At 62.1% G+C, this 24,439-nt stretch carries 21 protein-coding genes; 10 read left to right on the plus strand and 11 right to left on the minus strand.

Going from position 1 to position 24,439, the window contains the following annotated elements:
- The first annotated feature begins 4 nt into the window (after positions 1-4).
- Genes DD235_RS16890 through DD235_RS01720 form a run of 3 tightly spaced genes read left to right on the plus strand, consistent with a single transcriptional unit; the run spans position 5 to position 4,231 of the window.
- On the plus strand, positions 5-2,770 hold the full coding sequence (locus DD235_RS16890; protein ID WP_204524169.1) for a DUF1963 domain-containing protein: 2,766 nt from the start codon (positions 5-7) through the stop codon (positions 2,768-2,770).
- A 22-nt stretch (positions 2,771-2,792) separates the two neighbouring features.
- Positions 2,793-3,557 carry a DUF2262 domain-containing protein gene (locus DD235_RS01715; protein ID WP_162300386.1) on the plus strand — a complete coding sequence of 255 codons (765 nt, stop codon included), beginning with the start codon at positions 2,793-2,795 and terminating at the stop codon, positions 3,555-3,557.
- A 2-nt stretch (positions 3,558-3,559) separates the two neighbouring features.
- The gene (locus DD235_RS01720; protein WP_109060324.1) at positions 3,560-4,231 is read left to right on the plus strand and encodes a hypothetical protein; all 672 of its coding nucleotides are present in this window, start codon (positions 3,560-3,562) and stop codon (positions 4,229-4,231) included.
- Here DD235_RS01720 and DD235_RS01725 read toward each other — a convergent pair.
- Positions 4,201-6,000 carry a SulP family inorganic anion transporter gene (locus tag DD235_RS01725; protein WP_109060325.1) on the minus strand — a complete coding sequence of 600 codons (1,800 nt, stop codon included), beginning with the start codon at positions 5,998-6,000 and terminating at the stop codon, positions 4,201-4,203. The genes DD235_RS01720 and DD235_RS01725 overlap by 31 nt on opposite strands.
- Before the next feature lie 67 nt (positions 6,001-6,067).
- Between DD235_RS01725 and mobA the strand changes: the two genes are divergently transcribed.
- Together mobA and DD235_RS01735 are read left to right on the plus strand one after the other, a co-directional pair.
- Positions 6,068-6,721 carry a molybdenum cofactor guanylyltransferase MobA gene (gene mobA, locus DD235_RS01730; protein ID WP_239989997.1) on the plus strand — a complete coding sequence of 218 codons (654 nt, stop codon included), beginning with the start codon at positions 6,068-6,070 and terminating at the stop codon, positions 6,719-6,721.
- Positions 6,718-7,188 (plus strand): NUDIX domain-containing protein, encoded by a 471-nt coding sequence (locus tag DD235_RS01735; RefSeq protein ID WP_204524170.1) that lies wholly within the window; start codon positions 6,718-6,720, stop codon positions 7,186-7,188. Before mobA ends, DD235_RS01735 begins: the two co-directional genes overlap by 4 nt.
- Before the next feature lie 23 nt (positions 7,189-7,211).
- Here the strand turns inward: DD235_RS01735 and DD235_RS01740 are convergent, their stop codons facing one another.
- From DD235_RS01740 to moaC, 4 genes are all read right to left on the minus strand, one after another.
- Complete coding sequence (locus DD235_RS01740; protein ID WP_109060328.1) at positions 7,212-8,417, minus strand: molybdopterin molybdotransferase MoeA; 1,206 nt, start codon at positions 8,415-8,417, stop codon at positions 7,212-7,214.
- 94 nt (positions 8,418-8,511) lie between these two features.
- Entirely contained in the window at positions 8,512-9,006 is a 495-nt protein-coding gene (locus tag DD235_RS01745; RefSeq protein WP_109060329.1) for a molybdenum cofactor biosynthesis protein MoaE, read from the minus strand.
- 4 nt (positions 9,007-9,010) lie between these two features.
- Positions 9,011-9,268 (minus strand): MoaD/ThiS family protein, encoded by a 258-nt coding sequence (locus tag DD235_RS01750; protein WP_109060330.1) that lies wholly within the window; start codon positions 9,266-9,268, stop codon positions 9,011-9,013.
- Positions 9,249-9,743 carry a cyclic pyranopterin monophosphate synthase MoaC gene (moaC, locus tag DD235_RS01755; protein WP_109060331.1) on the minus strand — a complete coding sequence of 165 codons (495 nt, stop codon included), beginning with the start codon at positions 9,741-9,743 and terminating at the stop codon, positions 9,249-9,251. Before moaC ends, DD235_RS01750 begins: the two co-directional genes overlap by 20 nt.
- Positions 9,744-9,880: 137 nt before the next feature.
- Between moaC and DD235_RS01760 the strand changes: the two genes are divergently transcribed.
- Entirely contained in the window at positions 9,881-11,227 is a 1,347-nt protein-coding gene (locus tag DD235_RS01760) for an MFS transporter (RefSeq protein ID WP_109060332.1), read from the plus strand.
- Here the strand turns inward: DD235_RS01760 and DD235_RS01765 are convergent.
- On the minus strand, positions 11,177-12,079 hold the full coding sequence (locus tag DD235_RS01765) for a hypothetical protein (protein WP_109060333.1): 903 nt from the start codon (positions 12,077-12,079) through the stop codon (positions 11,177-11,179). The genes DD235_RS01760 and DD235_RS01765 overlap by 51 nt on opposite strands.
- Positions 12,061-13,083 carry a biotin synthase BioB gene (gene bioB / locus DD235_RS01770; protein ID WP_109060334.1) on the minus strand — a complete coding sequence of 341 codons (1,023 nt, stop codon included), beginning with the start codon at positions 13,081-13,083 and terminating at the stop codon, positions 12,061-12,063. The genes DD235_RS01765 and bioB overlap by 19 nt, the downstream gene beginning before the upstream one ends.
- Before the next feature lie 354 nt (positions 13,084-13,437).
- On the opposite strand from bioB, the gene DD235_RS01775 reads away from it, so the two are divergent.
- The 4 genes from DD235_RS01775 to DD235_RS01790 all read left to right on the plus strand — a co-directional run bounded on the left by DD235_RS01775 (position 13,438) and on the right by DD235_RS01790 (position 16,287).
- Complete coding sequence (locus tag DD235_RS01775) at positions 13,438-13,863, plus strand: OsmC family protein (protein ID WP_109060335.1); 426 nt, start codon at positions 13,438-13,440, stop codon at positions 13,861-13,863.
- Between the two features lie 163 nt (positions 13,864-14,026).
- Positions 14,027-14,704 carry a molybdate ABC transporter permease subunit gene (gene modB / locus DD235_RS01780; protein ID WP_109060336.1) on the plus strand — a complete coding sequence of 226 codons (678 nt, stop codon included), beginning with the start codon at positions 14,027-14,029 and terminating at the stop codon, positions 14,702-14,704.
- Positions 14,705-14,740: 36 nt separating this feature from the next.
- Entirely contained in the window at positions 14,741-15,502 is a 762-nt protein-coding gene (modA, locus tag DD235_RS01785) for a molybdate ABC transporter substrate-binding protein (RefSeq protein WP_109060964.1), read from the plus strand.
- Positions 15,499-16,287 (plus strand): ABC transporter ATP-binding protein, encoded by a 789-nt coding sequence (locus DD235_RS01790; RefSeq protein ID WP_109060337.1) that lies wholly within the window; start codon positions 15,499-15,501, stop codon positions 16,285-16,287. The genes modA and DD235_RS01790 overlap by 4 nt, the downstream gene beginning before the upstream one ends.
- On the opposite strand, the gene DD235_RS01795 is transcribed toward DD235_RS01790, so the two are convergent.
- Genes DD235_RS01795 through uvrA form a run of 4 tightly spaced genes read right to left on the minus strand, consistent with a single transcriptional unit; the run spans position 16,278 to position 24,202 of the window.
- A complete protein-coding gene (locus DD235_RS01795; RefSeq protein WP_109060338.1) occupies positions 16,278-16,664 on the minus strand; it encodes a winged helix-turn-helix domain-containing protein in 387 nt (128 codons plus the stop codon). The genes DD235_RS01790 and DD235_RS01795 overlap by 10 nt on opposite strands.
- A 22-nt stretch (positions 16,665-16,686) precedes the next feature.
- On the minus strand, positions 16,687-17,376 hold the full coding sequence (locus DD235_RS01800) for an aminotransferase class IV (RefSeq protein ID WP_109060339.1): 690 nt from the start codon (positions 17,374-17,376) through the stop codon (positions 16,687-16,689).
- Positions 17,328-18,518: an aminodeoxychorismate synthase component I gene (locus DD235_RS01805; protein ID WP_109060340.1), complete on the minus strand. Its 1,191-nt coding sequence runs from the start codon at positions 18,516-18,518 to the stop codon at positions 17,328-17,330. Before DD235_RS01805 ends, DD235_RS01800 begins: the two co-directional genes overlap by 49 nt.
- Entirely contained in the window at positions 18,515-24,202 is a 5,688-nt protein-coding gene (gene uvrA / locus DD235_RS01810; protein ID WP_109060341.1) for an excinuclease ABC subunit UvrA, read from the minus strand. The genes DD235_RS01805 and uvrA overlap by 4 nt, the downstream gene beginning before the upstream one ends.
- Positions 24,203-24,439 lie beyond the last annotated feature (237 nt).

A 24,439-nucleotide genomic window follows, 5' to 3' on the forward strand; every position in this document is an offset into this window, starting at 1 on the left:
CTCGATGTCGATAGTGTGTACGGATATTCTGTCCATCGCATTCCCGGACAGCTTCATATCCAGCGAAGTATATGGACAAGGTGTGCTGGGCCAGTATGCTGCGGATGAGGGGCTGGTGGTCCTGAATATCTACCCGGTCGATCGGCCGCTGCTGCACAGGGTCGAGACCGGACAGATCGAGAACTACCGGATATTTTGCAGCAAGGTCTATGGCAAACTGACCTGGCTCGAAGAAAAGACCCTGGATCTGGATGGACATGCCGCATTGCTGATGACAGCAGAAGGGGTTTACGGCTACGTCTATCTGTTCGCATTTATCCGGCTCACGGATACCATTTGCCTGTTTGCCGGTGGGTATTGTCCGCAGGAGGCACCCCAGGATCATTTGCAGGCCATGGAGGCAGCGGTGCGCAGCCTGCGTATCCTGACCTCGGAGCCCGGCAGGGTCATGGCACAGCATCTGGCGGCCCTGGAGCAGCAGACTGCCGAGCAGGAAGAAGCAAAGCAGCAAGAACAGGCATTGCGTGAGCAGTCTGCCAGTGCCGCTGTCGATGAGGCTCAGGTGCCGGTATTCGAGATGCCTGCTGATGGCAAAAACCTGCTGCTGATCGATGGTGAAGCGTTCGACATTTCGGACCAGTCAAAAACGTCCATTCCATTGTATGGCAACCAGGGGATGTGTTTTTGTGCTGATATCGTGGCGGCGCCTTGCCGCACTCTTGACCTGCCGCCCATTCTGGATCGGGAAGGAGATGGCAACGTCTGCATCAGGTTCGGCGCGAGTGGGATCTACCAGGCATCAGGGGTTCCACAGGGTGAGTTTGTGTTTGAAACGGAAGATGACCGTGACACGACACGCCATGCGACGCTTGAGCACACGGGTTTTCGGCCTTCGCTGAAAATTGCGGGCCGGCTCACGTTGCAGGAAGGCTGGCTGGGCTTTAACGGTTATTTCGACGATGGGTATTACCACTGTCGCCGAAATATCTATCTGCTGTGGAAACTGCCCGAGGCATCGCTGTGCTGGGAGCGCTATCTTTTCCGGTCCATGGAAGAACTGCTGCGTGCGCCGCCCGAGTTGCCGCGCCGGCTGTCGCTGGTCGATCAGCCATCCGTACGGCTCAGCGATGCGTTGTGGCGTTATACCCGACTCGAATCGTTGTACATCTCCTATCTTGAGTCTGCCGAGCAGGAGGAGGGTGTCGAGGCCATCCCGGAAGGTATTGTCCAACTGACGCAGTTGCAGCGTCTGGAATTCAATACGGCAAGACATCTGCAAGAAATTCCATCCTTTCTGGGGCAACTGCACGAATTGGACGATCTGCGTATCAGTGGCAGTCAGGCTGTGACCGTGCCTGTCGAGGTTCTGACACTCCCCAAGCTCTCATATTGTGCCTTGTGCCGAAACCGGCTGACGAGCCTGCCGGAGGCGTTTTCTCCTGCATTGCGCACACTGGACCTGAGTGGCAACCAGCTTGAGACCGTGCCGGAGGCCTATGCGACTGAGCCTCGGCTGGGCCTGGATCTTGAAAAAAATCCCCTGGTGTTCTTGCACGAGGCGTTTTTTGAAATGCCGAGGTTGAGGATAGAGCCGGACAAGCGGCGTGCGCTCTTTCCCGCGCACTATCCCTTTGATGCGCGAGTGCCGGACCGGCTTGCCTCCGATCCGGCGGGTCGGCTGCCCTTGCTGGCCGAACATTCGCCGTTGCGCAAGCCCTTGCTGGCGGCGTTGCTGCCGAACGAGGCGGTGGCACCACTGGTGCATGCCGTTGCCGGTACCCTGCGCGCCAGCGTCGATTTCTATCATGGTGCGGAAGAGGACTACGCCACGCTGGGCCATCATCGCCTGGGGGGCTTGCCCGACCTGCCCGATGGCATCTCCTATCCCAGCGTCGGTGTATCCGAGGACACACTGCTGGACTATGAGGATTATTGGCGGGAAGACGAAGAGGGCGACGAGGTGTGCATCTTCCCTTGGGATGGGGCAACGCAGACTTATCAGGTGCCGCTGGAGTTTATCGCACAGCTTGATTGTCAGGCTCTGGCACCGCTGCAGGACTATTTGCCGCGCACAGGGACACTGTTCTTTTTCCTGGCGTGTGGCAGCAGTCCGCTGACGACGCAGGGGCGTGTGTTGTACGTGGAGGATCGTGCCAGCCTGGGCAGCGGCCAGCGTTTTGCAGACCTGGCGTTCAACGAAGAAAAGACCCTGGGCCAAAAGCCTGCCTTCATCCTGCATCCACGCGCCAGCGTGGCGGTGCCGAGTTTCTATGCGCTGGGGGAAAATCCGCATCTCGATGTGCAGTTGCGTGCGGGCATGACACCCGAGCAGGAGCAGGATTGGCAGACACTGGCGTCGCGTGGGGAACACTGGGATGCGTTGCCACGCCTGGGCGGGACGACGTGTTATGCGTGGCAATTGCGGCAGTTGGGTGCCTGGGGATTGCAGCCAGGGAGTCAACCCTCTGGTGCGCAGCGAGACTGGCTGATCGAGAAAGAGATACTGCCGGTCGATTGTGCGTCGGATGCCCTTGTGCCCGAGTATCAGGGTATTGCTAGGGTCAACGGCTGTGGCTTCAGCCAGCATGCGTTGCCCGAATTGCAGGCGGCCCATCAATACGGGGGCGATGCACAGGACTGGTTGGTGTTGTTCCAGGTGGATCTGGCGGGGCAGTTCCAGTGGGACGATGGCACACTGAACTTCATTATCCACCGTGATGACCTGGCCGCACGACGTTTTGATCGCGTGTTCATGGTTTGCGACTACTGATGGGCGAAACTGGAAAATCAAGATGACTGAAACAGGTGAAAAAATCACGGGTCTGGTCGGCGCGCTGCTGGCTGGCGCAGGGCGAGTCGGGCGGTCAGAGAATTGCACTCTGGTGTTTTATTTCTGTGCCTGGCGTACGCAGGATGGTCGGTTGTTGCAGGGTAAACAGCGTTGTGAATGGCAAGGGCTGGACGAGGCTCAGGCTGCTGCGTGGATGCAGCGGATCACCTCGTGGCAGCAATTGGAGTTGGTCGTGGCGGGCAGGACCACCACGGGCGCGTTGCTGGTGCAGCAGATTGGTTTTCCTGAGCAGCCGGATGATGACCTGACACGCCTCGGCGAAATCTGGCAACAGCCGGTGGTGCTGGAAACGGCGCTGTTTGGCGGGCTGGAACTGGATCGTGGCCTGGATATGTATGACGGCGTGGCCGATTGGGGCGGCACCGAAATCAGCCTGAGCCTGAGTTGCGAGGATGCCGCCATGCCCGAAAGTGCGCTGGCAACGGCGACGGCCCTGTTCGAGCAGCAGGCGCACTGGCAGCGGCAGATCGTTGCGTGCGCCGTCGAAAAACTATTGCCGCTCAAAAATGAAAACTGGCTTGCAGAGGACCAGTCACCCTTGACCGAAGAGGCGTTTCGCGGCCACCTTGAGGTGCAGAGTATCGTGGCCGAGGATGAGGGGGCATTTACTGTCTACTTTGATGACGGCGACCTGTTCTGGGGGCACGCCATCGTGGTCAGCGGCAGTCTGGCACAAGGCGCAACCGATGCCGACATCGCGGGCTGAGCATGGCCAGACGTTATTTCTTTGAGGCCGGGGCGCGTGGTCGCAATCTTCTGAGTGCAACCTGGGACCCTCCTGGCGCTGTGCAGATCGCATTGGCCTTTACACCGGCGTCATTGGCCGTCTTGCTGGAGGCTGCGATTCGTGATGACGGCCAGTACAGTCATTATGCAATCGCTACCTGGTGTGACCAGTATCTGCAGGGTCTGCTGCATGACGAAACAGATGATCTGCTGCTGCCTGTCCAGAAGATTGTCGAGGATATCAGCGTGCAGTGGGATCTTTATCTGCTCAATACCTATACGGTGGATCAACTGTCAGGCATGGCGTTGGCTGACGTAAGGTTGCCGGAGGGCTGGTTTTCAGATTGGTTGTGTCAACTGGCGCGCTGGCAGGAAAATGTGCTGGCACTGTCTGTACAGGCCCTGAAGGCGCACTATGGTGATCGCTATCGGGCCTATGGCGGTGGTACGGTCGCAGGTGCGACAGCATTCCGGATCCGTGATCTGGCGGTTGTGTTCTCTGTCATCCTGGATGTGGAAATGGGGTCTGTCTTGTATGACGTGCAGGTGGAGTCCGATCCGCCGGGTGACTATATCCGCGATGCGCGCATTAAGCCCGGACAGTTGCTGGCGCTGGTGCAGGATTATGAGCGTGCGCCGACCGACTGGCCCTGAGTTTCGCTGTCTCGGCATTCGAAAAAACAGCGTGCCCGGCATCCTGCGCAGATCTGCGGGTCCATTCTGTCGTAGATGGCGCGAATAGCGCTGCCCTTGTCGGGGAAAACATGATCTTCGCCCAGGCGTTCCAGGAAGCCCGTACGCTGCCACAATTCAATGACTTGCGGACGAGGCCGGTGGAAGTACAGATCGCCACCCATGGCACGCCGCTGGGTCAATTCCCGCTCCCACAATTCCAGGCCCGAAGCGTCGATGAAGTTCATGCTCTTGGCCATGATCAGCAGGTGCGGCTGGGCATCCGGCAAGGTGCGCAGGTATTCCAGCCTGCCGGCCACGTGAGGCACGGCGGCAAAGTAGATCGAGCCTTCCATGCGCAGCAGCTTGAGTTGCGGGCATTCGGGCAAGGCCCCGTGGGTGGCATCGCTGGCAGGCACCATCTGGCGATCAGGAGACCAGTCGGCAAATGCCATGGTGCGCATGGCCGGGCGCGAGGTGCGATACAGATAGCCGGCCAGCGACAGCAGCGTGCCTAGCAGGATTGCGACTTCCATGCGCAGGATCACAGTAGCGGCTGCGGTGATCAGGGCCACCACGAAATCGCCCCGGTGCTGTCGCGCCATTTGTCGCCAGTGCGGCAAGTCGAGCAGATTCCAGGCAACCAGCAACAGCAGGCCGGCAATGGCGGCATAGGCGATGTGTGCCAGCAACGGGGCGCTAACGGCCACCAGCACGACCAGCAACAGTGCCGAGCAGACGGCAGCCAGCGGCGTGCGGGCACCCGCCATCAGGTTGGGCATTGAGCGGTTGAGTGAGCCGCACGAGACGTAGCAGGAGAAGAAACTGCCCACGATATTGGACAGGCCCTGGCCTACGAATTCGCGATCGGCCTGGATGAACTGGCCTGAGCGGGCCGCAACGGCCTGGGCGATGGAGATGGATTGCGCCAGGGTGATGATGGTCAGCGCCAGCGCCAGGCCGACCAGTTCGGGCAATTCGCGCCAGGTTGCGCCCGGCAGGCTGAAGACAGGAATGGGCGTCTGGATCGTGCCCACGGTGGGTATGCCGCCCAGCGTGCCGGTTGCAAAAATACTGTTCAGTGCCCAGGCCAGCAGTGTGCCGCCGGCCAGCCCCAGCAGCATGCCGGGCCAGCGCGGGTGCCAGCGGCGCACCAGCAATGTCAGCAGCAGGGTACAGGTACCGGCGAGCAGGGTACCGACATGCAGGTCCGGCAATTGGCGCAGCAGGCTGTAGAGTGTCTGCAATGCGCCGCGTGCACCGGTGGTGTCGATCTTGAGCCAGTCGCGGCAGGCATAGATGGCAATCATCAGCGCGGCTCCGGTCGTGAAGCCGTGCAGCGCTGCCGGTGAAACGAAGCTGGCCAGCCTGCCCATGCGCAATGTCCCCAGCAACAATTGCAGCGCACCGACCATCAGTGTCAGTGTGAGCGCCAACTGGATATAGTGCTGGCTGCCGGCCAGGGCCAGCGGTGACAGCATGGCGAACAGTGCCAGCGAACTGGCATTGGTGGGGCCCGACATGACGTGCCGGCTCGAGCCGAAGAGGGCTGCCACGATGCAGGGCACGATAGCCGTGTACAGACCATACTGGGGGGGCAGGCCAGCCAGTGTGGCGAAGGCGATCCCTTGCGGCAGTACGAGAACGGCACCCAGCAGGCCTGCCAGCAGGTCTGCTTGCAATGCGCCCGGTTGGCGTACCTGTTCCAGCCAGGGGAACAGGCGCAGCAGACGGGAGGAAGAGACGGGCATGACGGGGCGGCTAGAATGGAAGAAAACGCCATGTTCGATGGCGTCAATGGATATTCTATATTTATATATGCTTATACATGAAATGACTGATGTCGGCACGGCAGGGCAAATCGGTGCTGACGGTGTCCGGTCATTGCTGAGCGGCGTGATCCTGGCCGGCGGTCAGGCGCGGCGCATGGGCGGGCAGGACAAGGGTCTTCTGCCCTGGCGTGGTCTGCCCCTGGCCGAGCATGTGGCCCGTCGCTTGCGGGAACAGGTGGATCAAGTGCTGGTGAGTGCCAACCGGCACCCGGTCGAATATGCCGCATGGGGAGAGGTGCTGGCCGATGATCCCGGGCTGGAAGCCTGGTCGGGGCCGTTGGCCGGCGTACAGGCCGCGTTGCGGGTGGCACGCCATGAGTGGCTGCTGGCCGTGCCGTGCGACACCCCTCGATTGCCGCACGACCTCGCCATGCGGTTGTGGCAGGGGGCGCAGGCGGTTCAGGCACCGCTGGCCGTGGCCAGGGCGGGCGGCAGGCGTCATTCCGTCTGTATGCTGCTGCATCGCAGCCTGGCTCCAGGCTTGCGCGATTGGCTGCTGGCCGGCGAACGCAAGGTGGGGATGTGGCAGGACAGCGTCGGTGCGGTCGAGGTCGATTTCGGTGCAGATGATTCGGCGTTCGCCAACATCAATACGCCCGATGAACTGGCGGCAGTCGATAATCCAGATCAGGGAGCATGACGATGGTGAACTATGTCACAGGCTTCATGCTGTCGAACGATGGTCAACGGGTAGTCCTGATCCGCAAGCGCCAGCCCAGTTGGCAGCAGGGGCGGTTGAATGGTGTCGGCGGCAAGATCGAGCCGGGAGAAACGCCGGCCCAGGCCATGGCGCGCGAGTTTCTCGAGGAAACCGGGGTGCAGACCGATCCGGCTTCCTGGCAACTGTTCGTCGAACTGGACGAGTCCGGGCTGGCCTGTGTGTATTTCTTTTTCTGCCGTGACGATGCGGCGGTGATGGCAGCGCGTACCATGGAGGCCGAGCCGGTCGAGATCCATGCCGTACAGCCTTTGCCGGACGATGTACTGCACAACCTGCGCTGGCTGATTCCGATGGCACTGGATCCGCAACTGGTGTTCAGTCAGCCAGCCAGGCTGGTGGAGCGAGTACGCGCCGTATCTGCCCCTGCCGCAGCAGGCAGGACATGACGCTTGCCCGGCTGGTCAGATGGTCAGGGCCGCAGCCAGTGTGCAAAATCGTAATAGCGCACATACGCACCATCTCCCGTACCGCTGGCGGGCGGGATCTGGGCCAGTCCGGATGCCCAGGGCAGGGCACGCAACATGCCTGAGCCCTGGTGTGCATAGGGGTGCAGGGCAGGGCCACTTTCATCCGGGCGGTATTGCACGCGCAGGAATTCTTCGCGGCTGTCGTTGTAGGGCTGGTCGGCCCGCAACGGATACAGGCCAGTCACCGGGAACAGCGTGGCATTGCCCTGCATGCGACGGAGCAGCGGCGTGACCAGTACGGTAAAGACAGCAAAGGCCGATACCGGATTGCCGGGCAGGCCGATCACCGGCTTGCCGTCCACGTTGGCGAGCGCCACCGGTTTGCCGGGTTTCATTTTGACTTTCCACAGGTCCAGGCTGCCGCCCAGCTTTTCCAGCGTCGGTTTGACCAGATCGCGCTCGCCGACCGATACGCCGCCCACGCTCAGTACCAGGTCACTGTCGCGCAGCAAGGTGCGGAATGCATCCGTCAGCGCATCCTCGCGGTCGATGGCATGCAGCACATGGGAGATCTCGGCGTTCATGCCGGCGGCCAATGCGGCCAGCATGGCACCGTTGGAGTTGTAGATCTGACTGGGCTGGCGCGGCTGGCCGGGGGGCACCAGCTCATCGCCGGTCGTCAGTATGCCGATGCGCACGCGGGGAAAAACGGCCGCGTCGGTATAGCCCTGGGATGCCAGCAGGCCAATGTGGGCTGCGTTGAGCACGGTGCCGGCTTCGATCAGGACGCTGCCGATGGCGCTGTCCTCGCCTTGGCGGCGGATGTGTGAACCCGCAACGGGCGCTTCGAGGAACTCGACGCCGGCATCGGTCTCACGGCAGTACTCCTGCATCATGACGGTGTCGGCACCTTCGGGAATCAGGCTGCCGGTGAACAGGCGCGTGGCCTGTCCGGGTTGCAGCGGTGCGGGCTGATGGCCCGCGTAGCAGCGCTCCTGTACCGGCAGGATACGGCCGGGCGCATAGTCCTGGAGGCGCAATGCATAGCCGTCCATGGCGCTGTTGTCGGCTGGCGGCGCATCCTGCCGCGCCACGAGATCCTGTGCCAGGATGCGGCCTGCCAGCTCGGCCAGTGGCCGCTGTTCGTGGCGGGAGGGGGCGGGGCCGGCCTCTGACAGGCGGCGTTGGGCTTCTTGGAAATCCAGCATGTCGGTCTCTTGGGTACGAAATCGGAAGGGTTGTTCAGGGTGATGTGGCCGTGCCTGGCGGCACTGCCGCTCGGGATCAGGCCGAATGCGGGAATCAGCCTGCCGATGGCCGGGCTGTGTCCCATTGCTGCGCCTGTACCTGGTCGCTGTCACGGGCCTCTACCCAGAGGCGTTCGCCACTGCGCAGGGTTTCGCGTTTCCAGAACGGGGCGCGGGTCTTGAGTGCGTCCATGATGAACTGGGCTGCCTGAAAGGCATCGCCACGGTGCGCACTGGCGACACCTGCGAACACGATCTGATCGCCCCGCGCCAGTTCGCCGACACGGTGCACGATGCGGCAGGCCTGGACGGCCCAGCGTTGGAAGGCTTCGTCGGCAATAGCCTGCAGTTCGCGTTCGCACATACCGGGATAATGCTCCAGGTACAGCGAGTCAGTATCCTGGCCGGGCGCGAAATCACGCACCAGACCGGCAAAGCAGACGATGGCACCAGCCTGCCCTGCACAGCTGCGGCGCAATTCGTCGTACAGCGCGCCGTAATCGAAATCGTGGGTCTGGACGGCAATGACACAGGTCGGCAGTTCGGGCATGGGTTCAGCCTCCGGTCACGGGATCGAACAGCGCGACTTCATCGCCGGCCTTGATGGCCTGATCGTGGCGGACATGGTACTGGTTGACGGCCAGCTTGAGCCGATCGGTGGGGGCCAGTCCAGGATAGCGCTGCTGGAGCTGAGAGAGCAATTGCGTGCCGGTGATCGGATTGCCATCGGCCAGCGACCAGGATTCGCTGCGCGTGCCGGTCAGTTCGGCCACCCTGGCAAAGTAGAGGATATCAATCGTTGCGCCATTCACCGCTCTTACCTCCGGATTTGTAGACGAGACGCACGGCATCGATGCGGATGCCCTTGTCGGCGGCCTTGCACATGTCGTAGATAGTCAGTGCGGCCACGCTGCAGGCGGTCATGGCTTCCATCTCGACGCCGGTCTTGTAGTCGCTGCGACAGGTGGAACTGATGTCGATGGCGCAGCCTGCATCGTCGAGCGAGAAATCGACGCCCACGAAACTCAGGGGCAGGGAGTGGCACAGCGGGATCAGTTCGGCGCAGCGCTTGGCAGCCAGGATGCCGGCTACGCGGGCCGTGTTGAGTACTTCGCCCTTGCCTTTGGCATGCCCCGTGACCAGGCCATATGCTGCGGCATTGAGCGTGACTCGTGCGCGGGCGATGGCGGTGCGCGTCGTGGCGGCCTTGTCGCCGACGTCGACCATGCGGATCTGGCCGGACTCATCCAGGTGGCTCAAGGTGGGTTCGGAAACGGGTATGGTCATGTTGCCGTCCGGTGTGGGAACGTAAAGTGTTGGAAAGATGTCTGTCAATATCGTATCGAACAGCCTTATATAGATATGATAGTCGATAGTCGCCGTCGGGCATGTTGCCCGGATGGCTCCTTCTTTGCGCCAGGCCTATGATTTCAACACTGCGATCCTTCTCCGCGCTCTATCTTGCCACGTTGCTGATGCTGATCGGCACGGGCCTGTTCAATACCTATATGGCGTTGCGCCTGACAGCCGAGTCAGTCAGTCAGTTGTGGGTGGGTGCCCTGATCGCGGCCTATTACCTCGGCCTGGTGGGGGGCGCGCGGATCGGGCACAGGATACTGATCAAGGTAGGACATATCCGTGCCTATGCAGCCTGTGCGGCACTGACCACGGTCATGGTGCTGGCCCAGACGCTGGTGGACAACCTGACCCTGTGGCTCGGGTTCCGGCTGATCGTTGGCATGGCCATGGTGACCCAGTTCATGGTGCTGGAGAGCTGGCTTAACGAACAGACCGAAAATCACCTGCGCGGCCGGGTGTTTTCCTTCTACATGCTGGTGTCCGGCCTGGGTACTGTGCTGGGGCAACTGGTGCTTACGGTCTATCCGGTCCTGGATCTGCGCATGCTGACGATGGTGGCGATCTGTCATGCGCTGTGCCTCATGCCGATCGCACTCACGGCCCGCATGCACCCGGCCACCCCGGTGCCGGCACCGCTGGAGATCATGTTCTTTCTCAAGCGCGTGCCGTTGTCGTTGACGGCCCTGTTCCTGGCAGGCAATCTGTCAGGAGCCTTCTATGGTCTGGCACCCGTGTTCGCGGTCAAGCAGGGACTGGATACGGCTGAGGTTGCCATCTTCGTGGCAGCCGCCGTGCTGGCGGGGCTGTGCGCACAATGGCCCATCGGCTGGCTGTCGGACAGGATCAACCGGGTCTGGCTGATCCGCTTCAACGCCATCGTGTTGGCAGTGGTCGTTGTGCCGATGTGGGGCCTGCTGGACTTGCCGTTCTGGCTGATGGTGGGGTTGTCCTGTGTCGTGGGTATTCTTCTGTTCACGCTTTATCCCCTGGGTGCGGCCTTTGCCAATGACCATGTGCAGGCAGACCGCCGCGTCAGCCTGAGTGCGGTGCTGTTGATGGTGTACGGTATCGGTGCCTGCCTGGGGCCGCTGGTTACGGGGGCCCTCATGGACATGGCGGGGCCCGGCATGTTCTTCGTTTTCTTTTCAGTATGCGCGGCCTTGCTGGCATGGCGCATGCGGCCCGAGCATGTGTCGGGCGAGCATCAGGTCGAGGAGGCTCCCGTGCAGTTCGTGCCGATGCCGGTCAGCGGCCAGGCATCCCCGGCCGCTGCGGCTCTGGATCCTCGTATCGACGCCGATCAGGCCGCCACCACCATGAGCCTTGATGACATGGAGGAGGCAATGCGGCGGGCCGAGGCTTCAGCGGGGCAGCAGCAACAGGATGGCGGGCAGGGTCAGGGCCAGCCCTGACAGGTGTCTCCGCTCCAGCCTTTCCTTGAAAATGCCGGCACCGATCAGTACGCCAAGCGCCACGACTCCGATGTTCATGGCCGAGAAGACCAGTGCGGGATGATCGCGAAACGTCTGATGTGCGCGGATGTAGAAAAAGATATTGCCGAAATTGAGGCTGCCCAGCAGCAGGCCGGCCAGGACGTGCCGCTGCCAGTGGTGCGGGCCGCGTGTCGCTGCCGACACATGTCGTCTGACAGTCCATAGTCGGCGGCACAGCAGGTAAAGCGCCATGACGATGCCTGCCAGCATGAAGCAGGCCAGCAGGATGCTGGAGAAGGCGGCACCGGTACGCGACATCTGCTTGAACAGGATATCGATCAGTCCATAGCCGAGCCAGACTGTAAAGAGCAATAAGCCAGCCGTACGCGGTGAGGGCTGGGTGCCTGTGGGTGCATGATGTTGGGGCACACGCCCCGACAGCAGATACAGCGCCAGCAATGCCAGTCCGATACCGGCCAGGGCTTGCCCCGATGCGGGCTGGCCGAACAGGGTAAACGCGGCGATCAGCGGCAGGGCCAGCGAGATACGTTGCGCCGCATCGCTGCGTGCAATCCCGGCATGCCGCACGCAGGCGGCCATGGCCAGGAAAATGCCGGGCAGCAGCAGTCCCAGTGATGCCAGGATGATCCCGTTTTCCGCGAGCAGCGTATAGGGCAGCCACTCGGGCTGCAGTGTCAGCAAGCTCCATGTGATGGCCGTCACGTAGTTCAGTGCGATGACGATAGGCATATCGATGCGCCACGTCCGTGCCAGTTTCAGCAGTACCGATACGGCGACGCTGAGGGTGATGCTCAGGACGAGATAGAACATGCGCGCTCTCCTGCATGCGGGTGCGTGGCTGGCTGGGGCGTAGCGTGCAGGCCCAGTCTGGCAAAGAGGGCCTGATCGGCATCGAAGGCTGGATTGCCGGTGGTCAGCAGGTGGTCGCCATAGAAAATCGAATTGGCACCGGCCATGAAGCAAAGTGCCTGCGCTGCGTCGCCCAACTCCTGGCGTCCGGCCGACAATCGGATCATGGCGCGTGGCATGGCCAACCGTGCCACGGCAATGGTGCGGACGAATTCGAACGGATCAAGTGGATCGACATGTGCCAGTGGCGTGCCTTCGATCCGCACCAGGTTGTTGATGGGAACGGATTCGGGGGGCGGATCGAGCTGGGCCAACTGAGCGATCAGGCTGGCGCGGTGTGCGCGTGTTTCTCCCATGCCGACGATGCCGCCGCAGCAGACCTTGATGCCGGCGTCGCGGACGCGGTCAAGGGTATCCAGGCGATCATGGTAGGTGCGGGTAGTGATGACGCTGCCGTAGTACTCAGGCGCAGTATCGAGATTGTGGTTGTAGTAATCAAGGCCGGCCTCGCGCAGTTGCTGGGCTTGGCCTTCGCGCAACATGCCCAGCGTGACACAGGTTTCCAGGCCGAGATCCCTGACCGCGCCGATCATTTCGGCGATGGCATCGAGCTGGTGAGGCTTGGGGCTGCGCCAGGCCGCGCCCATGCAAAAGCGCTGAGCCCCTGCATCACGGGCGGCGCGTGCTGCGGCCAGCACTTCGTCCAGTGGCATCAGCTTTTCGCGTTCCAGGTCTGTCTGGTGGCGTGCCGATTGCGAGCAATAGCCGCAATCTTCAGAACAGCCCCCGGTCTTGATGGACAGCAGGCTCGATAGCTGGATGGCATTAGGGTCGAAATGGGCGCGATGTGCCGTGCTTGCCTGGTGCAGCAGATCCAGGAAAGGCAGTTCGAACAGATCGATCAACCGGGTGGTGAGCGGTGAGCTGGATTGAGTTTTATTGATAAAAGAGACTTTATTTTCCATCTTTATGCCTTGAAGTGCCTATATCGTGCTGTTTTTTATGGTTTGCTTGTGTTTTTGAAAATATAGACTTTTGTTTGTGTTTTCTTCAATATGTCGATTTAGTGTGTTTTTTGTGTGGTGTTGTTGTATTTTATGGTTGTTTTGTTGGTTTTTAAATGTGATTTTGTGTTTTGCTTGTCTAAAATGACGACAAAATTTGCGACATGGCAAGCCGGTTAATTTGAAACTGTTTGTGAGTTTCACGGTGAAGGCAGGGGATCTTCATGTGCAATAGCCTGGCTGGCAATCGATCAGTTGCCGGAGCATGCAGCATGATGTCCCGGCAAGTTTCCGACATGGCAAAGGAGAACAGGCATGAAAAAATTCGCAACCGCCGTCTGGCAAGGCAATCTCAAGGCAGGCAAGGGGTCGATTTCAACCGAGAGCGGCGCACTGGCCGATGCGCCCTATGGATTCAACACGCGTTTTGAAGGCGAACCCGGCACCAACCCCGAAGAGCTGATCGGTGCGGCCCATGCCGGCTGCTTCTCGATGGCACTGTCCAACATCCTGGGTGAAAGCGGCCTGGTAGCCGACAGGATCCAGACCCGCGCCGATGTCACGCTGGAACGCCTCGAACCCGGATTTACCATCACGGCCGTGCATCTGACGCTGGAGGCGCGCATTCCTGGTGCCAGCGATGAGGCTTTCCTGGCGGCGGCGGCCAAGGCCAAGGAAAATTGCCCGATTTCGCGTCTGCTCAACGCAACCATTACCCTGGATGCCCGACTCGAACAGTAAGTGCTGTTCACACTGAACAAGATGCCTCGCACAGGCCGGTCATGCAGAGGCCGTGATGAGCATGGAGCCGCGATACTGGTCAGTTTGATCTGACGCACGGTACGCGGCGCTTTTCGGTCGTTTCCGTTTGTTATTTTCCAGATTGCGCTATATCCTTCTGGATATGACGAATTTGATTGATCTGGATTGGTTTCCGCTGGCGCTGTCTCTCAAGGTAGCTGGTCTGGCAACCGTATTGGCACTGGTCGTGGGCATTGCGCTGGGCTGGGTGTTTGCACGTCGACGCTTTCCCGGCAGCGGCATTCTTGAAGCGACCTGTATGTTGCCCCTGGTGTTGCCTCCCACCGTGATCGGCTATGCCATCCTAGTAGCGGCAGGACGACGCAGTGCGCTCGGGCAGTGGCTCGACGAACATCTCGATTATTCCATCATTTTCAGCTGGCATGGTGCCGTGGTGGCATCGGCCGTGGTGGCGCTGCCCCTGGTGCTCAAGTCGGCCAGCAGCGCCTTTGCCGGTATCGACCGCACGCTGGAAGCTGCTGCCAGCACGCTGGGCCAGTCGCGCTGGTCCGTATTCGTGCGCGTCACGCTGCCGCTGGCATGGCCGGGCATCCTGGCCGGCACTTTGCTGGCTTTTGCGCGCGCGATGGGTGAGTTCGGTGCCTCGCTGATGGTGGCCGGCTCGATTCCTGGCAAGACCCAGACACTGTCGATGGCGATCTACGATGCCGTCCAGGCCGGCCACGAGGAGACGGCCATGATTCTGGTCCTGGTGACTTCGCTGATTTCCGTTGCCATTCTGGTGGTATCCAACCGTATTTTCGCACCGCGCGTCCGTTAGTACGGCGCGACCCTCTATCCAAGGAGCTTGAACATGATGAAACCCTCCCGCCGTCTTGCCCTGTGCGTGTCCCTGTCGGCTGCACTGCTGGTGCCACTGGCCGCCCAGGCAGCTCAACTGACCGTGTCGGCTGCCGCCAGCCTGACCAATGCCTTCAATGAAATCGGCCCCCTGTTCGAGAAGGCGACGCCGGACACGACCGTGCAATTCAATTTTGCCGCTTCGGGCACGCTGCTGCAGCAGATCACCCAGGGCGCGCCGGTCGACGTGTTTGCCAGTGCCGACCAGGCGACGATGGACCGTGCCGAAGCCGCCAAACTGATCGTTGACGCAAGCCGCCGCAACTTCGTCAGCAACAGTCTGGTGCTGATCGAGCCGATCGACAGCAAGATCAAGCTGGACAGCCTCGATGACCTCAAGGAAGCCGCCGTCAAGCGCCTGGCGATTGGCAAGGTCGAAACGGTGCCTGTCGGACGCTATACCCAGCAGGTGCTGCAGGGTGCTGGCCTCTGGGATGCCCTGGCCTCGAAGATGATCCCGGCCGATAGCGTGCGCCAGGTACTCGATTACGTGGGTCGCGGCGAAGTCGATGCTGGCTTTGTCTATGCCACCGATGCTGCCGTCATGGCCGACAAGGTCAAGGTCGTGCTCACGCCGCAGGGTCATGCTCCCGTGCTGTATCCGATCGCCGTGATCGAGGCCAGCAGCAACAAGGACGGTGCCCAGGCCTTCATCGACTTTCTGGCTACCGAGCCTGCGCAGGCTGTGCTGGCCCGCTATGGTTTCGGCAAGCCGTGATTGACGTTGACATCAGCCTGACCGTCTCGGACCGGACGCGGCGCTTCGACCTGTCGGCGCGCTTTTCGACCGAGGCGGGCTTTGCCGCGTTGTACGGCCCTTCGGGATCGGGCAAGTCGCTGACGCTGCAGGCCATCGCCGGCCTGTTGCAGCCTACAAAGGGATTCATCCGCATCGGCGGCACGACGTTGTTCGATAGCGAGTCGGGTATTGATCTGGCACCACCTGCACGCCGGATCGGCTACCTGTTCCAGAACTATGCCCTGTTTCCGCATCTTTCCGTCGAGGACAATGTCGGTTTCGGGCTGACGTCCTGGCGGCAGGGCCTGTCCACCGAAGGCCGTGAACGTGTGCAGGCACTGTTGGCCCGTTTTGGTCTGGATCACCTGGCTCGTAGTCGTCCGGCAACCCTGTCGGGCGGCCAGCAGCAGCGTGTGGCGCTGGCACGCGCACTGGCCTGCGAACCGGATATTCTGCTGCTTGACGAGCCGTTTGCGGCACTCAATCCCTTGCTGCGCGGCGAGTTGCGCGAGGAATTAGCGCAGGTACAGCGCCAGTGGGATATCCCGGTGCTGATGATTACGCACGATATCGAGGACGTGCTGCACCTGGCACAGGTTACCTTTGTCTACGAGCATGGCCAGATCGTGCGCGAAATCGACATGCTCAATGGAACCGAGCAGGCGCATGTCCGGGAGCAACTGGGCGTGCCGGCCACAGCGGAAGAATCCGATCCGTTGCGCCGTACCTTGCGGCGTCTGCTGCAGTTCGGGCGTCAGGCCTGATCAGGGGCTAGCAGGTTGACCAGTGCCTGCAGGTCCTTGGCCGCCGCCTTGTGCGCAATTTCTTCAATGGTTCGGTAGTGGCGGATAACGGCCTGTCCTGTCTCTGTCAGGCGGGCACCGCCGCCATGTGTGCCGCCGGTCGAGGTCTCGACGACGGGTTCGCGCAAGGCGCGGTTGATTTCATCAATGAGCAGCCAGGCCCGCCGATAGGACATGTTCATGGCACGGGCCGCCGCCGAGATCGAACCACTTTGCTGGATATGCTCGAGCAGTTCGATTTTTCCGGGGCCAAGCGCAATCAGTGACCGATGGCGGATACGCATGCGGAATTGGACGCTGGGGCGCTCGCTGGAGTCTGATGTGTCGACGGTGGACATGAGGCAGGAATCGTAGAAAAGTTCAGAGCGGATGCTCGACCGGATCGGGCTGATCCAGATTGACGTCGAACCATCCATGCAGGGCATTCGACAGGCGCAGCGCCTTGGCATCGGCCAGCGCGCTCCGGGGAAGAACCCGTTCGCGCACCAGCCCGGCTTCCAGCAGGATACCGCGCTGGATTCCGGGCAATACACCGCAGATCTGCGGCGGGGTGTACCACTGGCCATCCAGCAGCAGGTAGAGATTGCTGCGGCTGCCTTCGCAGAGCTCGTTTTTCTGGTTGAGGAAAATCAGGTCGAACCAGGTGGGATGCTGTTGCAGCCATGACTGTGCCTGGTCATACAGGGGGCGGCGCGTGGTTTTGTGACGCAGCCAGATGCTGCTGGCGTCCAGGCGAGGTCGGGCAATGCCGACTTTCTGCGCGGGCCGGCCAGGGTTGTAGTCGAATGCCTGCACCGTGATATTGAAGCCGCCGTGTGCCTGCAGCAGCAGGCGCAGCCGGTGGTGCTCGCCCTGGGCACCTTCGGCAGCCTTGACCAGAGCCTGTTCGATGGCATGCACCGGGCAGACATATTCCAGATACTGGGCGGAGCGGTGCAGGCGTTGCAGGTGACGGTGCAGCAGGGGTATCTTGCCCTGCTCGTCACTGCGCAGCGTTTCGATCAGTTGGGGAGGCGCGTCGCGTTGAGTATGCGAGCTTTCCAGAGACATTCTTCCCACTCCTGTTCCGGGATAGAGTCATGGACGATACCGCCGCCCACGTGATATCGGCCATGATTGCGTTCGTGTAAGACCAGAGTCCGGATGGCGACATTGAGCGAAAAATCGCCGTTGGGTGCCAGCCAGCCTATGCTGCCACAGTATAGACCGCGTGGCTCGGGTTCGAGCTGGCGGATGTGCTGCATGGCGGCGATTTTTGGCGCGCCGGTAATCGAACCACACGGGAACAGGGCTGTCAACAGAGAATGCAAGGGAAGGGGGGGGAGTTCGGCCTCGATGGTCGATGTCAGGGTCCAGACGCTGGGATAGGACTCAAGTTCGAACAGGCGCGGTACTCGTACCGAGCCGGGCACGGCCAGTCGTCCCATGTCGTTGCGCAGCAGGTCCACGATCATCAGGTTTTCGGCCCTGTTCTTGATGCTGTCGAGCAGGGCCTGTCCGAGCGCCTGGTCGCGGACCGGATCGGGGTGCCGTGGTGCCGTGCCTTTCATGGGCCGGCAGGTCAGGTGATGACCACGGCGCTGCATGAACAGTTCGGGTGAAAAGGACAGCACGCTGCCGTCCTGATCCTCGATATACGCGGCATGGGCACTGGGATGCCCATGCGCAATCCGACGGTAGAGTGCCTCGGGGGAGCCTTCGGTCTCGATATCCATGCCGAAGGTGTAATTGATCTGGTAAACCTCGCCGGCACGGATCAGTTCACGGATTCGCTCGATGCGCGACAGGTAGTCTGCCCGCGCCATACGGGGCTGGACTGCGGTGATGCCTGCCTGGTGCGCGGCAGGTAGCCAGGGCGCAGCGGTGCGAGCCTGTTCGAACACCAGGGCGGTCAGGCGTGGTTGCGGTGTGTCGGAGGGGAATGGGCTGGTGGGGGATCGCGATGCCTGCACGGAGACGGCCTCTGGCGCAGGCAGGCTTGAGATGGGGGCCTGCAGCGCGCGGGGCTCCAGCCATTCTCCCAGGTCATAGGTCATCAGCAAGGCGATCCAGCGGCCCGCCGCCTGGTGCTGTTCGATGGCAGCCAGGGCCGGCCGCAGCGCCTCTGGCTGGCAGGCGGTGATGCGGTCTACCGGCTGTTCGAGTACCAGCGCCTGTCCGGTCCAGCGGTCTTCGAAACGGCAGAGGCTCATGCCCGATCCTGCGTGCATTGCGCCGGTTGCTGGGCGATGAATTGGCGCAATGCTTCGCCGGTATGCGAGCGTGCATGGTCGGCCTCGACCTCGGCGGGCGTGCCTTCGATGACCAGTTGGCCGCCACCGCTGCCCCCTTCGGGGCCCATGTCGAGCAGCCAGTCGGCCTGGGCGATCACGTCCAGGTTGTGCTCGATCACGACGACGGTGTTGCCTGCCTCGACCAGCCGATGCAGCACGCTGATCAGCTTGTCGACATCGGCCATCGACAGCCCGACCGTGGGTTCATCCAGTACATACAGGGTATGTGGCAGGCGCGAAGCACGGCCGGTCTTGATGACGCCTTCGGTCAGGCGTGCCTTGGTCAGTTCGGTAACCAGCTTGATGCGCTGGGCCTCGCCGCCCGACAGTGTGGGTGAAGGCTGGCCCAGTGTCAGGTAGCCCAGGCCGACATCCTGCATGAGTTGCAGAGGGCGCTGGATGCGCGGGTGGGCCGAGAAGTATTCGACTGCCTCGTCCACCTCCATCTTGAGGATGTCGCCAGCGCTTTTTCCCCGCAGCTTGACTGACAGCGTATCGCTGTTGAAGCGCGCACCGTTGCAGGCCTCGCACTCGACCTTGACGTCGGGCAGGAAGCTCATCTCGATGGTGCGCATGCCCTGGCCCTCGCAGACTGGACAACGGCCTGCGCCCGTGTTGAAGCTGAAGCGCGAGGCAGTCCAGCCGCGCATGCGTGCATCGCGGGCTTCGGCGAACAGCTTGCGGACGTCGTCCCAGAAGCCGATGTAGGTGGCGGGGCAGGAGCGCGGTGTCTTGCCGATGGGGGTCTGGTCGACCTCGAGTACGCGGTCGATGGCTTCCCAACCGTCGATGCCGGCGCAGTGCAGCCAGTGGGGGGCGACCTTGTCGTGTTCCCGTGCATACTGGTTGTCTGCCACGGCACGTCTCAGGTTGGCCTGCAACACGTCGCGGGCCAGCGTCGATTTGCCGGAGCCGGAGACACCCGTGACTACGGTCAGGCGGTTGAGCGGAAAATGGGCCGTGACATTGTGCAGGTTGTGGCGTCCGGCAGCCCGTACGGTCAGACGTGGCGTGTCGATCTGGACCGGGCGACGCGGCTGCAGGTCATGTTGCAGTGGATGCGCCAGATAGCGGCCGGTGACCGAGTCCGGATTCTCCATGATGTCCTGCACGGTGCCTTGGGCTACCACGCGACCGCCGCGCGAACCGGCCCCCGGGCCGATATCGATGACGTGTCCGGCCCGGCGGATGGTGTCGTCGTCGTGCTCGACGACGACCAGGGTATTGCCCTGGCCCTCCAGGCGTGACAGGGCGTCAAGCAGGATACGGTTGTCACGGGGGTGCAGGCCGATGGTCGGCTCATCAAGGATATAGCAGACGCCCTGCATGTTGGAGCCCAGCTGGGCCGCCAGCCGGATACGCTGCGCTTCGCCACCGGAGAGCGTCGGTGCTGCCCGGTCCAGTGTCAGGTAGCCCAGGCCGACCTCCTGCATGAAACCAAGGCGGCTGCGGATTTCGGCCAGAATGTCGCGGGCGATGTCGGCTTCACGGCCGCGCAGGACCAGCCCGGTAAAGAACGTATGCGCCTCGTTGACCGACCAGTGGCTGATGTCGGCAATCGAGCGCGCATGCCAGCGTACCGCCAGTGCATTGCGATTCAGGCGCTGCCCCTGGCAGACCGGGCAGGTTTCCGGTTCGTGGGCATCGTCCTGTTCGCTATCGGCCGTATCACGCCAGGTGCTTTCCTCTCCCGTCTGCTCGGCATCGAAACCGCTCAGGCGTAGGCCTGTGCCAAAGCAGGCGGGGCACCAGCCATGCTTGGAGTTGTAGGAGAACATGCGCGGGTCCAGTTCCGGAAAACTGATGCCGGTGACCGGGCAGGTACGGCTGGTGGACAGTGCCAGGCTATCCAGCTCGGCGTCCAGCGATTCATGCAGCCGCTCCAGGGGCCAGACGATGCGCAACATGCCTTTGCCATGTTCCAGTGCGTCGGCAATGGCCTGACGCAGGAAGGCTTCATTGTCAGGCGTGATGACGACATCGGCAATCGGCAGCTCGATAGTGTGCTCGCGGTACCGATCCAGGCGTGGCCAGGGCTGTACGGCCACGAAGCGACCATCGACCCTCAGGTGGGTGTGGCCCCGCCGTTCGGCCCACTTGGCCAGATCGGTGTAGTAACCCTTGCGGGCCGTGACCAGCGGTGCCAGCAGGCCGACATGCTGCCCCTTGAACTGCTGCATGATGCGCGCCAGGATCTGCTCGGGCGTCTGGGCTTCGACCGGCAGCCCGCTATCGGGGCTGTACTGCGTTCCCAGCTTGACGAACAACAGCCGCAGGAAATGGTGGATCTCGGTCATGGTGGCGACCGTGGACTTGACCCCGCCCCGACTGGTGCGCTGGGCAATCGCCACTGTGGGTGGGATACCGGTGATCGAATCGACATCGGGTTTGCCGGCCGGCTGCACGATGGAGCGGGCATAGGCGTTGAGCGATTCCAGGTAGCGGCGTTGGCCTTCGTTGAACAGGATGTCGAATGCCAGCGTGGATTTGCCCGATCCGGACACACCGGTGATCACGGTGAAGGTATCGCGGGGAATGGCCACGCTCAGGCTCTTGAGATTGTGCTCGCGGGCGTGATGGATTTCGATGGCGGGCGTCGGTGTGGCCGGCGTGAGCGCGTAGGTGGCCGCCGGCTCGGCCAACTGGCCGGGCTGCATCTGGTATTCGCGCAGGGCCTGGCCGGTATGCGAGTCCGGATGGGCCATGATGTCCTCGGGCGTGCCGCAGGCGATCAGTTCGCCGCCATCTTCGCCGCCTTCGGGGCCGAGGTCGATGATCCAGTCGGCCGCACGGATGACATCCAGGTTGTGCTCGATGATCAGCAGGGTATGGCCGGCTGCCAGCAGCTTGCGCAGGGCACGCATCAGGCGTGCCACGTCTTCGAAGTGCAGGCCGGTGGTGGGTTCGTCGAACAGGAACAGGCTGGCCTTCTTGGCGACCTGCGCGATCGAGATGCCGCTGCGGGCAGCCTCGGCCAGGTGCCCGGCCAGCTTGAGTCGCTGGGCCTCACCGCCAGACAGCGTGGGCACCGGCTGACCCAGTTTGACGTATTCCAGGCCGACATCGGCCAGTGGTGCCAGGCCGCGTTGCACATCGTGCAGTCCCTTGAAGAAGTCGAGCGCTTCGCTGACCGTCATGTCCAGCACCTGGTCGATGGAGGCAGTGCGGCCCAGGTGCGAGACGGTCACCTCGCGGACTTCGGGACGGAAGCGGCTGCCATCGCAGTCGGGGCAGCGGATATAGACGTCGGACAGGAACTGCATCTCGACGTGCTCGAAGCCGGTGCCGCCGCAGCTAGGACAACGGCCGTCACCACTGTTGAAACTGAACATGCCGGCGGCATAGCCGCGCTCGCGTGACAGCGGTGCCTGTGCAAACAGCTTGCGGATGGCATCGTAGGCACCGACGTAGCTGGCCGGATTGGAGCGTGCCGTCTTGCCGATGGGCGTCTGGTCGACCATGACCACATCGTGCAGCCATTCGTCGCCCAGGATGCGGTCGTGATCGCCAGGGGCCTCGGTCGGCTTGCCGCGTTTCTTGAGCAGGGCGGGATAGAGCACGTCCTGGATCAACGTGGATTTGCCCGAGCCGGATACGCCGGTGACGCACACCAGCCGGCCCAATGGAATGCTGACGGAGATGTTGCGAAGATTGTGGGCGCGTGCGCCTTCGAGCAGCAGTCGGGGCGTATTGTCCCGGACCGGCATGGGGTGGGGGGCTTCGATGGTGCGACGTCCGCTCAGGTAGTCGCCGGTCAGTGTCGGTGCCTGCGAGAGTGCCTGGGGCGTGCCATCGAACATGATGCGGCCCCCGCGCTCGCCGGGGCCGGGGCCGATGTCGAGCACCCGGTCGGCAGCCGTCATGACCAGCGGATCGTGTTCGACCACCACCAGGGTATTGCCGGCATTGCGCAGCCGGTGCATGACCTGCACGATGCGGTGCATGTCACGCGGATGCAGGCCGATGGATGGCTCATCCAGCACGAACAGAGTGTTGACCAGCGAGGTGCCCAGCGCCGTGGTGAGGTTGATGCGCTGCACTTCGCCGCCAGACAGGGTGCGGCTCTGGCGGTCCAGCGTGAGGTAGCCCAGCCCCACATCGCACAGGAAACGCAGCCGCGAACGGATCTCGTCGAGCAGCATGTCGTTGGCAGCATCGGGCAGCAGGTCGAGCGTCATGCCGTCGAACAGATCACGCACGCGCCGGATCGGCATGCACATCAGGGCGTGGATGTCGATGCCAGGGGCATCGCCGATGCGCCACAGCAGCGCTTCCGGTTTGAGGCGGGAACCATGGCAGGTCGGGCAGGGGGTGTAGCTGCGATACTTCGACAGCAGTACCCGTACATGCATCTTGTAGGCACGGCTTTCGAGCCAGTCGAAAAAGCGCTGTACGCCATACCACTGCGTTTTCCAGGCCTGGTTGCCGCCTTTCCAGTCTGGCGTGCCGTCGAGTACCCAGCGCCGATGCTCGGGCGACAGATTCTTCCAGGGCACCGACAGCGGCACGCCGGCCTTGCGGGCGTATTTTTCGAGATCGTCCTGGCATTCGCGGTAGCTGGGCGTCTGCCAGGGCTTGACTGCGCCTTCCAGCAGGGTCTTGCTCTCGTCGGGGATGACCAGCCCATGGTCGATGCCGATCACCCGGCCGAAACCCCGGCAGGTTTCGCAGGCCCCCAGCGGCGAATTGAAGGAGAACATGCTGGGCAGAGGATCGGCATAATCGATGTCACAGTCGGCACAATGCAGCCGGCTGCTGAACTTCCAGACCTGCTGGTCGCCGCCTGCGGGGGCCAGCGCGTGGACGGCCAGATGTCCCTGGCCCTGATCGAGTGCCGTATCGAGCGCTTCCATGATGCGCTCGGGTTCGGCCGAGCCGAGCCGGAAGCGGTCCTGGACGACATTCAGTGTGCGCTGGGGAATGACAGCCTGGGCCTGGTCCGATTTTTTGCGGCCTTTTCCGGCAGGGCTGGCGGTGGCTGCCGTGCTGGCAGGCGTACCGGGCTGTGTCGCGGGTGTGTCGATGCCGCCCTGTTGGGCAGATGCCGGGTTGCTTTCATGCACCCGCGTATAGCCCTGGGCATCGAGGTAGCCCCGGATTTCTTCTTCGGTGAAGTTGGCCGGCACCTTGATCGGGAACGTGATGACCAGGCGTGGGTCGCCCTGTGCCGGAGCATGTTCGGACAGGAAGGCCAGGATACTGTCGGGATTGTCGCGCCTGATCTTCTTGCCACAGCAGCGGCAATAAAGATGGGCGGCGCGGGCGTACAGCAGCTTGAAGTGGTCGTTGAGCTCGGTCATCGTGCCAACCGTGCTGCGCGAGTTGCGTACCGGATTGGTCTGGTCGATGGCGATGGCCGGCAGGATGCCTTCGATCCGGTCTACCTGGGGTTTGTCCATCCGGTCGAGAAATTGCCGGGCGTAGGGCGAGAAGGTTTCGACGTAGCGGCGTTGCCCTTCGGCGTAGAGCGTATCGAAGGCCAGGGAACTTTTGCCGGAGCCCGAGACGCCGGTAATCACGGTCAGTTCACCGGCGGAAAAGCTGACATCCAGGTTTTTGAGGTTGTTCTGGCGTGCGCCGAAGATGCGGATCTGGGAGCTCATGTAGGCGGAATGCGGGAGAGTGGACGGCCGGACGCGGCAAGTGGATATGCCGGGGCGGTCTGGAAAGCACTATCGTAAACCAGATTACTGTCTAAATACACAGTTCTGCTGCCGGTAGGGTTTGGCTGTCGCATCAGGCAAGTTACAAGGATCAAAAAGCGTACTCCTGTGGTCTACAGGCGCGATAGCCTCTCGGGTAAACTGAGTCGCAATCCTGCCCTGCCGGAAAACCCGTTC

The organism is Corticimicrobacter populi (genome assembly GCF_003123725.1).
Lineage (GTDB): Bacteria > Pseudomonadota > Gammaproteobacteria > Burkholderiales > Burkholderiaceae_B > Corticimicrobacter > Corticimicrobacter populi.